The sequence below is a fragment of the Pseudomonas floridensis genome (assembly GCF_002087235.1).
Classification (GTDB): domain Bacteria; phylum Pseudomonadota; class Gammaproteobacteria; order Pseudomonadales; family Pseudomonadaceae; genus Aquipseudomonas; species Aquipseudomonas floridensis.
On the sequence record NZ_MUIO01000015.1, the window covers coordinates 94,040 to 104,893 of the forward strand.

The 10,854-nt window shown below is 60.2% G+C and carries 7 protein-coding genes and 1 pseudogene; 5 read left to right on the plus strand and 3 right to left on the minus strand.

Annotated features, from left to right (window positions below):
- Window positions 1-43: 43 nt before the first annotated feature.
- Window positions 44-2,875 (minus strand): TonB-dependent receptor, encoded by a 2,832-nt coding sequence (locus tag BZK31_RS05410; protein ID WP_083181768.1) that lies wholly within the window; start codon window positions 2,873-2,875, stop codon window positions 44-46.
- Between the two features lie 446 nt (window positions 2,876-3,321).
- Here BZK31_RS05410 and pmrG point away from each other — a divergent pair, with 446 nt between their 5' ends.
- Genes pmrG through BZK31_RS05425 form a run of 3 tightly spaced genes read left to right on the plus strand, consistent with a single transcriptional unit; the run spans window position 3,322 to window position 5,505 of the window.
- Window positions 3,322-3,933: a lipopolysaccharide core heptose(II)-phosphate phosphatase PmrG gene (gene pmrG / locus BZK31_RS05415; protein ID WP_157900703.1), complete on the plus strand. Its 612-nt coding sequence runs from the start codon at window positions 3,322-3,324 to the stop codon at window positions 3,931-3,933.
- Complete coding sequence (locus BZK31_RS05420) at window positions 3,930-4,769, plus strand: phosphatase PAP2 family protein (protein WP_083181769.1); 840 nt, start codon at window positions 3,930-3,932, stop codon at window positions 4,767-4,769. The genes pmrG and BZK31_RS05420 overlap by 4 nt, the downstream gene beginning before the upstream one ends.
- 19 nt (window positions 4,770-4,788) lie before the next feature.
- On the plus strand, window positions 4,789-5,505 hold the full coding sequence (locus BZK31_RS05425) for a response regulator transcription factor (RefSeq protein ID WP_083181770.1): 717 nt from the start codon (window positions 4,789-4,791) through the stop codon (window positions 5,503-5,505).
- On the opposite strand, the gene BZK31_RS05430 is transcribed toward BZK31_RS05425, so the two are convergent.
- Together BZK31_RS05430 and BZK31_RS05435 are read right to left on the minus strand one after the other, a co-directional pair.
- Complete coding sequence (locus BZK31_RS05430; RefSeq protein ID WP_083181771.1) at window positions 5,492-6,529, minus strand: AraC family transcriptional regulator; 1,038 nt, start codon at window positions 6,527-6,529, stop codon at window positions 5,492-5,494. The two genes, BZK31_RS05425 and BZK31_RS05430, sit on opposite strands and share 14 nt — an antisense overlap.
- Window positions 6,530-6,537: 8 nt before the next feature.
- On the minus strand, window positions 6,538-7,452 hold the full coding sequence (locus BZK31_RS05435; RefSeq protein ID WP_083181772.1) for a GGDEF domain-containing protein: 915 nt from the start codon (window positions 7,450-7,452) through the stop codon (window positions 6,538-6,540).
- A gap of 392 nt (window positions 7,453-7,844) precedes the next feature.
- Between BZK31_RS05435 and BZK31_RS05440 the strand changes: the two genes are divergently transcribed.
- Window positions 7,845-10,361, plus strand: a complete 2,517-nt coding sequence (locus BZK31_RS05440) for a TonB-dependent receptor (RefSeq protein WP_083181773.1) — start codon at window positions 7,845-7,847, stop codon at window positions 10,359-10,361.
- A gap of 61 nt (window positions 10,362-10,422) precedes the next feature.
- Window positions 10,423-10,854 (plus strand): annotated as a pseudogene (locus BZK31_RS05445) (phytase); the annotation flags it as partial.

The following is a 10,854-nucleotide window of genomic DNA, read 5'->3' on the forward strand; positions in this document are numbered from 1 at the left end:
CCCGGTTCAAAGCGTTTTACAGGTGTGGGCGAAAAGCCCGCGGTCAGAAGCGGTAACCGACTTCCAGCCAGTACTGGCGGCCGACTTCGTAGCTGCTGCCGCCGTTTCGGCTGACAATGGAGTTGACCCGGTCGGCCACGTTGGTCACGTCAACCGCGACGAACACGGCCTCGTCCTTGTTGGTCGGTAGTTCCCAGTCCACGCGCATATCCCAGGTCGGCGCGGCATTGACCCGCTCGGTCTCGAAGACCGAAACGCTTTTGCCGTCGATGATCACATCATCGTTGGTGCTGACGATCTGGTCGTACGGGCCGCGATAACGCAGGAAGTTGCTCCAGGTCAGGTGCAGTTGCGGGATCTCGGTGATGGTTGTCATGCGCGCCGTCCATGGCCGATTGAAGTTGCTGGCAGGCAAGTCGCTGTACTTGATCAGGCTGCCGTCGAAGAGCACGTCATCGTTGAGCAACAGTTCGGAGTTGATGGCGTCGTCGTAGTTGCCGTAGGCGTCGCGGGTTCGCGACCAATCGAATGCCATCTGCACGCTGGTGCGGGTGCCCTGAAACTTCAGTTCCTGCAGCGGCGTGACGCTCAACGTCACGTTGTCGCTCTCGCTGGAGCCTTCGTTGGTGTAGGTGTAGTACTCGGTCACGTAACCCGGCTCGCTGGGCAGACCCTGCACACGCGCCAGCGAACGGTTGATCTTGTCTTTACCTTTGCGGTTGACGTATTTCAGGCGAAAGTCGGTGTCCAGCCAGCGTTGATCCAGACCCAGGGTCAATTCGTCGTCATAGGGAATGTCCAGTGTCGAGAATTTGCTGAGGCTGCCCTGACGCGTGCCGCTCCATGCGCTGGTCTGGGTGGTGCGTGTGTAGCTGGTCAGCAATGAATTGCGGCCGTCGGCCAGGCGGTATTTGAACAGGTTGCGGCCGTAATAGCGGTTGGCACCGAACACCACAACCGTGCTGCGATCGCCGAATACGTCGTAGTCACCGGAGAAGCGCGGCGCGACGGTTTTCTTTTCCATGTAGTCATCGCCTTCAAAGCGCAAGCCGGGACGCAGGGTCAACTGGCCCAGTTCAATTTTGTCCTGAATGAAGAACGCATATTTGTTTTCGGTTTCTTCGAGCTTGCCTGCGCCGTATTCCGTCCGGCGATTGGCGTACTGGCGACGGTTGCCGTTGAGCAGCGGGCTGACCGAGCACAACGTGTCGCTGCCGCAGGCGGTGCCGTTATCGCGAGTAAAGCCGGTGGCTGCGGTCACCGTGTCCGGGCGTTCCCAGGTCGCGGTCTGATGCGACAGTTCCATGCCGGTGGTAAACGTGTGTCCTGTACCCGCGAGTTGCACCGGCAGCCAGTCAGCCTTGGTGGTGTAGGTCACGCCTCGCTGGGTCTGCTCCAGCGAGCCGAACGCGCCGTCGGCACTGCGCGCGGTGTTGCTGCTCGGGTTGCCCCAGTTTTTGGCCTGCGAGTAATACCAGTTGGTGTAAGCGTCCGACTCGGCATCCCGGGAACTGGTGAGATGGGTCAGCGCCAGCGTGTGGGTCCAAGTGGCGTTGTCGGCCAGCCAGGTGGCTTTCAGCGAACCCTGATAACCGCCGCCTTCGGTGGTGAAGCCGGAGTTGGTGCGGTTGGCCTGAAAGTAATAACTTTCTTGCGGCGCATAGGTCAGCGAGGTATCGAGGGTCAACCGGTCGTTGACGTTCCAATAGGTCTTGGCCAGGTAGTTGTCGATGCGTCGCGTCTGATCCTTTTTGTTATCGGCGTTGGGGCTGGTGTAGCCGTTTTCATAGGCGTTGAGGCCAATGGTCGAGCGTTTCTGGGAGAAATTGAGGATCGCGCCGAAGTCTTCGGTGAGATGGCCTTCCAGGGTGCCACGCACAGTGGTCTTGTCGAAGTCCGGTTGATATTGCTCATCGGACGCATTATCGAAATTTTCCTGATCGTCCTTGCTGATGTGGTATCTGGTCCACGCCGAACGGGTCATCGATGCCGAAATCTTGCCGTGCAGTTCCTGGGTCGGTTTACGGGTCACGGCGTCCACCACGCCGCCGTTGAAACCGCCGTATTGCGCCGGAACGTTGCTGTCGTAAACGCGTACTTCCTGCAACAGGTCGGCGTCCAGCGCAATGCCGTGGGAGCGGCTGGGGGCGGAGTCGAATTGCCGGACCGAGTTGTAGTCATGCTCGCCGGGGTCCAGATCGTTGTTGATCGAGATACCGTCGATCATGAAGTTATTCTGGTAATACTTGGCGCCGTTGATGCTGATGTCGGCGGGGTCGATTTCGCCCGGCGAATTGGAGCTTTGCTGGTTGCTGTCGAACTGCACGCTGGGGTGCATGCGCAGCAGGGTGGTGATGTCGCCATTGGCGCCGGGGAACGCCTGAATCGCTTTGCGGCCAATGACGGTTTCACCCTGAAAACTGTTGTCTTCGGGCTGACCCAGCACCACCGTGCTCTGCAATTCCATCGGCTTGTCGAAGGCCTGACTGCTGACAGGGCGGAACAGCAGGCTGCCTTGCTCGTAGCGCCACTCGATACCGCTGCCGGACAACAGCTTTTTCAACGCCTGCTCGCTGCTCATCTGGCCTTGAACCGCCTGAGAGTAGCGGTTGGCCAACAGACCGGGATCGACCGAAACTTGCAGGCCGCTCTGCTGGCCGAAGCTGATCAGCGCCGCGTCGAGTTTCTGTACCGAAATATCGAAGCTGTGCAGGGTCTGCAGGATCGCATCACGTTCGTTCAGCGCTTCGCTGGCCATGACCGTCTGGCCGCCAAGCGCCCAGCACAGGCTCAGGGCGCTCAGATGCGCAGCGTGATTCGAGCGTTTGCGGATCGCCTTGGCCGGGTTTTGCGAAAGCTGAATGTTCGGTGTCATCCCACGTCCCTATGCGAGTCTCGGCCCGCAATCTTTGAATGAGAATTGATCTCAATGTGTGTGCGAGTCAAAGGACGGGGCAGCAACCGGGATTTTCAGAAAAAACCTAAAATATTTTTCATCTGGCGCAAGCGTCCGGCCCAGGCAGAACGGTCAGTCAGGCGCGAGCGTGATGGCACGGGGCTTTCACCCGATCTAACGGCCTGTCTGCAGGTTCATAAGGCATTGAAGGGGGCCGTGCGCCGCAACGTCTTTTTCACATCTTCTTCACCGCGCCCGCACGAGGCTGAACCTATCGTTGCCGCAACTGAAATCACCCTGACACCCAGTACAGGAGCGGCCCTGTGGCGCGCAGTTCAACCAGCAGATACGCGTTCATCACCAAACCCTGGCTGTTCAGGCCCAGTACCGAAAAACGGCTGTTGACCAATCGCCATATCGCCTTGATGCTGGCCGTCGTGGCGCTCGCGGCCATTGGCGTCTGGTTCGCCACGGCGTTCAAGGCGACACACGTGGTGGATCTGGGCGCCAGCGGCATGATGAAAAAATCGGGACTTTATGCCCGCTGGAAGCAAGGCGACGTGGTGATCATGATCCGCCATGCCGAGCGCTGTGATCGCTCCAGCAATCCCTGCATGGCTGACGCGCAAGGCATCACGCTCAAGGGCAGTGAAGCGGCGCTGGCGGTCGGCAGCGGCCTGAAAAGACTGGGTTTGACCAACGCCCGGATGATTACCAGCCCCAGAATGCGCACCCAGCAGACCGCCGACCTGATTTCGGGCCGCGCGGTCGCCAACGAAGCCTGGCCCAACGACTGCAACGGCGGTTTCAACAAGGCCGTGCAAGCGCACAAGATCAAAGGCGAAAACCTGATTCTCGTCACTCACAGCGGCTGTATCGATCAGTTCGAACGCAAGCTGGGCGTGCCTTTCAATGAGCGTTCCAGCGCTTACGCCGAAGCCGTGTTCGTGCAGGTGGACGGCACGCACACACCGAAAATCCTCGGTTCACTGAACGCCCGTCAATGGGCAGACCTTGACAGCGAGCAATTCAATTGAAGACCAACGCCAGTCCCCGTTACACCTTCTATCGCAACCATCTCGGGCTTCCGGCGCTGCTGGCGGTGCTGGTGTTCGTCACATTCGACCTGACACACTTGGACATCGCACTGAGCAACCTGCTGTTCGATCCGGCGGCGGGGGTCTTTCCCATCGGGCAAAGCCATCTGTTCGAAAAGATCACCCACAACTGGGCGCGGATCATTCCGAACTGGACCGGTGAGCTGGCGATCATTGGCGCATTACTGTCGTTGATCTGGCCCGCGCTGAACTACCGTCCGAACGCTCGCCTGACGCGTTGGGTAAAACGCAGTCGGGGTGCAGGTGCACTGCAATTCTTCAGTCGGCACCGGCGGGATTTCCTGTTCGTGATCGTCGCCTTCGCCTTGAGTGCCGGCATGATCCATTTCCTGAAAAGTCACACCAGTGTCTATTGCCCGGTCGAAACCACGCTATACGGTGGCGCACAGGCTCAGGTCGAGTGGTTCAGTAACTTCAACCTCTTCCACGAAGCAGGTGCCGGGCGTTGCTGGCCTGGCGGCCATGCGTCGAGCGGGTTCAGTCTGTTTGCCCTGTACTTCGTGGCACGTCGTTATCGGTGGCAGCATTCGAAAAGCCTGCTGGCCGGCGTGCTGGTGCTGGGCATGATCTACGGCACCACTCGGGTTCTTCAGGGCTGGCACTTCATGTCGCATACCTTCTGGGCCGGGATCGTGGTGTGGCTGAGCATGCTGCTGGTAGCGCTGTGTTTTTACGGCCGGTCCAGGTTGCAGCAACCGCTGTCTCGCGCACCTGAGCGCTTGCCTGCAATGGCAGGTTCCGGACTGGCCGGATAGGAAACGGGAACGCGCCCCCATGAACATTCTGGTCATCGAAGATCACCGCGACATTCACGATAACCTGCTGGAGTTTTTCGAGCTGAGAGGGCACGCGGTCGAGGGCGCACTCGATGGCTTGAGCGGTCTGCATCTGGCCGCGTCGAAACGCTTTGACGCGATCATTCTCGACATCATGCTGCCCGGCATCGACGGCAATCAGATTTGCCGGAGTCTGAGGCAGTATTCGCAATCGGAAGTCGCGATCGTCATGCTCAGCGCCCGCGACGAACTGGAAGACCGCCTGATCGGGTTCAAGGTGGGGGCGGACGATTACATCACCAAGCCATTCGCCATGTCCGAGGTGCTGGCCAGGGTCGAAGCCGTGGTCGGTCGTCGTCAGCGCAAGGATCACCGCCAGATGGTGGTCGCCGACCTGGTGTTCGATCTGGATACGCTGGAGGTCTCGCGAGCCGGCGTGTCCTTGAAGCTCAATCCGACCAATATGAAATTGCTGGAACTGCTGATGCGCAAGAGTCCGCACATCGTCAAAAGGGCGGAGCTTGAGCACGTCCTGTGGGGGCGGGACGCGCCGAAGAGTGACAGCCTGCGCAGCAACATTCATACGCTCAGACGCGTGCTGGACAAAGACTTCGACGTACCCTTGCTGCACACCGCGCACGGCCTGGGCTACAAATTGTGCGAGCAGCGAACTGTCGGTGATGTGCCGGACAGATTGCCTTTCAGTCGAAACTGAACAGCCGCTGGATCAGCGTCGGTGTACTGCCGGTCCAGCGTTTGAACGAGCGGCGAAAGTTCGCCGGATCGGTGAAATTCAAGTGCTCGGCTACCGCCTCGTTGCTCATCCCCTTGAACTGATACAGGTACAGCGCGACATGCTTGCGTGCCAGGTCGTGCCGGGCCTGAAAGCAGGTGCCGTGTTTATGCAGTTTGCGTTTCAGGGTCGCCGGGCTCATGGCAAAGGCTTGCGCCACCTGTTCCAGATTGGGCGCGTCGCGCACGTTGTCCGTCAGGTGTTGATGCAGCCGGTCGAGCAGGCTGACGCGCATGCCCAGCGCGGCCAGTTGCGCCGTCGCTTCCTGCAGGGCAACCTGCGCCGCGATCGGTGCCGCACCCGGCCACGGGCGGGTCAGACAGTGTCTGGGCACACGCATCATGTCCAGCGGGCGATCGAACAGCGTGTGTTCGCCCAAGTGCACCCAATACTGTTCGACGTAGCGCGGCTCGTGATGGCTGAAGCTGCATTCCCACGGCAGTCGTTCACCGCTCAGGTGTTGACTCATGGCGACCATCGAGGTCATTGCAGCTTCGAGTAGAAACACCTGTTGCTCGCCCGCCCCGCAGCTGTCCCGCCAGTAGAGGTAGGCGAAATGCTCGTCCAGTTCCAGACGAGGCGTCAGCAGCGGACTGAGCAGGGCGCGTTGATGGATCAGGATTTCCAGTGCCTGATGCAGGTTCTGGGCATGGCGCAATGCGTGACTGGCCGCGCCGTAATGTCCGGGAAACAGACGCTGACCGAATAGAAAACTGGTGTCGTCGGCTTCCATCTGCCGCTGTGCGTTGCCGATCAGAACGAAAAATTGCTGCGGGCTCAGGCGCGTTTTGCCTGCGGCGATGTCGTCGTAGAACAGCCCCGTGCCTTTGAGCAGACGATGGCTGTCGATCCCTCGGGACAACGCCAGGTCGATCAGCGTGGCGGGCTGGTAATGGCCGGGAATGAAGCGGCTGTCGGCTTCGTACCAATCGCTCTTGAGGGTCACGGCCGGCCTCATGCAGTTTGCGGCAGCGGGCGTCTGGCCCGCGCCAGCGACAGGTTGAGGCGTCTGAGCAGGTTGTCCGGCGTTTCATTGAGGGCCATGACCACGGCGACACTCGCCGACAAGTGGATCCGCTCGCCCTGTTGCCGACTCTTGTGGGCCAGGCTGGTAACGGCCTGTTGCAGTTCCAGTGCCAGCACTTGGGCCTGGCTTTCGCCGGTATTGGGCAGCAACACCACGAACCGGTCGCCGGCCAGACGGCAGAGCAGATCCTGACGCCGCAGGTTCAGGACCAGCAGGTGGCTGAGCGCCGACAGCACTTCATCGCCTTCGGCATGACCATAGGCGTGGTTGATGGCGCTGAAACCGTCGACGTCCACCGCCAGCAGCGACAGGGGCTGCTGTTCGGTCAGGCTCTGCTCCAGGCTCAACACCAACTGGCGCTTGAGGTAGTCCGCGCTGCCCAGCGGAGTGAGCTTGTCGTACAGCCGGTGCTCGCGAAAGCCGCGCTCGCGTTTTTCCATCTGAGCGCTAATCGCCAGTTGTTCGCGGTGCCAGTGATAGATGCCGATGGTCAGCAGGATCAGACCCACCGGCATCGGCCCGGACTCCAGCCAGTGATCCCACTCGATCTCGCTGGGCAGGCGGATGAACTCATCCAGCGCGTCGATCCACCAGGAAAAGAACACGCAGCTCAGGCCGATGGACAGGTAGTTGGTCACCCGTCCCGCCGGTCGACTCTTGAACACCAGAAACAGCCAGATCAGCGACAACAGCGCCGAACCGCCTTCACCGACAATGTCCAGCCACTTCCACTCGCTGACGTATTTGATATCGCCAAAGGCCAGAAACGCCAGCAGGCCGAGGTTGGACGCAATCAGCAGAATGGCGAGTTTCCAGCGGTGGGGTTGGATGATCCTGAACATGGCCGATGGTGCTCCTGAAATGCTGATTGTCGGCCAGCAAACCAGATGCGCATGACACTTGCGTGACGGGCAAAGGCCGACGGGACAGGTCGAATCAGCTCAGCTCTTTTGCCAGATATTTCACCCGAAACCAGCGTGCAATCGCTCCCGGCGCGCCGGTATTCGGCGCCTGCAGCGATCTTTGCAGCCTGTGATTAGCGTCTGCCATGCGTTCGCGAGGGGGCATCCCGAGGTCAAATCAGCTCATTTGCGCTCGCAAGACGCCTGGAAAGCCCGCTTTTGCGGTGTTCGCGCCGAACCTGTCACAGAACCGTCATTGCACGACTCTAGCTTGCGCCTCCAGTTGCCGGGCCAATTTGCCTGGCCCGTCGGGATTTCTGGGGAGGACTCACATGTACATGCGCCGCAGCAGGGCTCAACTGGTTGGCTTCACGTTCAGCGGGCTGGCACTGGCGATTGCCGGTGAACGGCTGCAGGCTGCCGAAGCGGACGCCACCGAGCATGTTCAGGTGGTCGGGCAGGCGGCAAGCATCGACAACGCGCTCAAGGAACAGCGCAGTTCCGACAGCATCAAGAGCGTGGTGCATGCCGATGGTGTGGCGCAGTTGCCTGACCAGAACGTGGCTGAAGCGGTGCAGCGGTTGCCGGGGATCAGCGTCGAGCGCGATCAGGGCGAAGGGCGCTTCGTGACCGTGCGCGGCCTGGCACCCGATCTCAACAGCGTGACCATCAATGGCACGCTGGTGCCTGCGCCGGAAAGTGGTCGTCGCGCCGTGGCGCTGGATGTACTGCCCGCCGAGCTGGTGCAGTCGCTGTCGGTGATCAAGACCCTGACGCCTGACATGGACGCCAACTCGCTGGGCGGCACGGTGGATGTCGAGAGTCTTTCGGCGTTCGATCACAAGGGGCTGTTCTACACCGGCAGCAGCGAAGCCAGTTACGACAAGAACACCCGCCAGACCAGCCCGAAGTTTTCCGGTGCGGCCAGCAACCGGTTCAGCCTCGGTGACGGCATCGACAATTTTGGCGTGGCAGCGGCGCTGAGCTGGCAGAAGCGCGACTTTGGCTCCGACAATGTGGAAACCGGTGGTGCGTGGGACGGTGCGCGCTTGCAGGAGTTCGAGCAGCGCGACTACGACATCAGCCGCGAGCGGGCAGGTGGCGGACTGAACTTCGACTACAAGCCCGACGATGTGAGCAACTATTACCTGCGCACGCTTTACAGCCGCTTCAAGGATGACGAGGTGCGCACCACCAATGGCTTCGAATTCTCCGATGCACAGGCCGCAGGCCAGACCGGCGATGCCGAAGGCACGCGCAAGCTGAAGGCACGTACCGAAACCCAGGAGATTCAATCCTATGTGTTCGGCGGCGAACGCATGCTCGGGCTGTGGACCCTCAGCGGTCAGGCCGGTTACAGCAAGTCTGGCGAAGACAGTCCAGCGCATATCGCCGGGGCGACATTCGTCGGTAATGACGACTTCGCCAACAGCGGCTTTTACGACCGTGACAAGCCACGGCCAATTGTCGGGGCCGGGTTCTACGACACATCGAACTTCACGCTGGACAAGGTCGACCGGGAAAAGCAGAACACCCAGGACACCGAAAAGAACCTGCGTCTGGACCTGGCACGCGACTACGATTTCAGCGGCTATGCCTCGCAATTCAAATTCGGTGGCAAAGTCAGTCGACGCGACAAGACCAATGACTTGGAAGTCTGGAAATATCAGGACTTCGACGATCAGGGCATCAGCGACAATCAACTGAACCTGACGCAATTTCAGAAGGGCACCATCGACTACCGGCTGGGCAACTTCGGCAGCGGTATCAGCCCAGGCGCCATCAAGGGCCTGATTGGCGGTCTGGATGCGGCAAACGCTTACGATCCGGCCGAATCCCGCGCCAATGACTTCAAGATCAACGAAGACATCAACGCCGTTTATTTCATGAACACCCTGGACGTCGACAAATGGCGCTTCATTGCCGGGTTGCGCTACGAAGGCACGGAAATGGCCGCCAAGGGCACCGGCGTACGTGACGGTCAGTTCGAGACCAGTGACACTAATCGTCGCTATCATCACTGGCTGCCCGGCCTGCATGCCCGTTATCAGATCGACAGGAACACACAGGTACGTGCCGCCTGGACCAAGACCGTGGTGCGCCCGACTTTCGGGCAACTCGCACCGGGTTTTGTGATCGATGACGACGAAGCCTCTTTCGGCAACCCGCAGCTCAAGCCGTTGGAGTCCAGCAACCTGGACCTGGGCATTGAGCACTTCATGGGCCGTGCCGGTACGGTGTCGGCGTTCGTGTTCTACAAGGACATCCAGAACTTCGTTTACAACACCGACCTGGCCGGGACGGGCCAGTGGGCGAACTTCTCTCAAGCCAATACCTTCGCCAATGGCGACAAGGCCAAGCTCTACGGGCTGGAGTTGGCGTACTCGCAGAAACTGGACTGGCTCCCTGCGCCGTGGAATGGCCTGCTGCTGGGTGCCAACGCCACGTTGAGCCGGTCTGACGCGAGTATCGAAGGCTTCGATCAGAACACCAGCAGCAACCGCAAGCGCGACATCGACCTGCCGAGTCAGTCGAAGACGGTCGGCAACGTTATGCTGGGCTGGGAAAACGACAAACTCAGCCTGCGGCTGTCGGCCAATTACAAGTCGTCCTATCTGTACGAGCTGGCCGCGATCGGCGACAAGGATCACGACCAGTACGTCGATGCGCAGACCTTCGTGGATTTCAGCGCCCGCTACTCGCTGACCAAGAACCTCAAGGTCAGCTTCGAGGCGCAGAACCTGACCGATCAGCCGTACTTCGTATACAGCGGCCATCGCGCCTACAACGGCCAGTACGAAGAGTACGGCCCGACTTACAAAGTTGGCCTGACCTTTACCCATTTCTGATCAATTCTGCGACGCAGCGGGCTGCGTGGCGGTGCGTGCTCATTCAAGGATTCGACGGTTCATGATGAATTCGGTATTACCCAAAACCCTTTGCCTGACGTTGCTCTCGGGCCTGATGGCCGCCGTTGCGCAGGCTTCGCCACCGCTGGATCTGAATCTGGCGCGCTGGGCCGAAAACGAGCCGTTCAAGGCGCAGTCGCTGGCCTTTCTGCCGGGCAGTGACGGCACGCAGCGTCTGGCGGCAAGTGTAAAGAGCGGCCTGTTGGTGCTGGATGCGCAGGGAAGGCAAATCGCGCAATTGCCGGGTTCCTTTCAAGGACTGGACAGCCGCGTCTCGGGCTCGCAGGTGCTGGTGGCGACGCTGGACAACGCCCGGCAGCAGGCCATGCTGACCCGGCTCGATGCTGACAGGCATCGTTGGTCGACGCCTGTGTATGTGCCGACACGCGACTATGCAGTGACCGGTCTGTGCCTGTACCGCGATGACGCCGAC

Coding starts and splice junctions, on each gene's coding strand:
- BZK31_RS05410 (WP_083181768.1), bottom strand. CDS start 2,875: ATGACACCGAACATTCAGCTTTCGCAAAACCCGGCCAAGGCGATCCGC.
- pmrG (WP_157900703.1), top strand. CDS start 3,322: ATGCTGGCCGTCGTGGCGCTCGCGGCCATTGGCGTCTGGTTCGCCACG.
- BZK31_RS05425 (WP_083181770.1), top strand. CDS start 4,789: ATGAACATTCTGGTCATCGAAGATCACCGCGACATTCACGATAACCTG.
- BZK31_RS05435 (WP_083181772.1), bottom strand. CDS start 7,452: ATGTTCAGGATCATCCAACCCCACCGCTGGAAACTCGCCATTCTGCTG.
- BZK31_RS05440 (WP_083181773.1), top strand. CDS start 7,845: ATGTACATGCGCCGCAGCAGGGCTCAACTGGTTGGCTTCACGTTCAGC.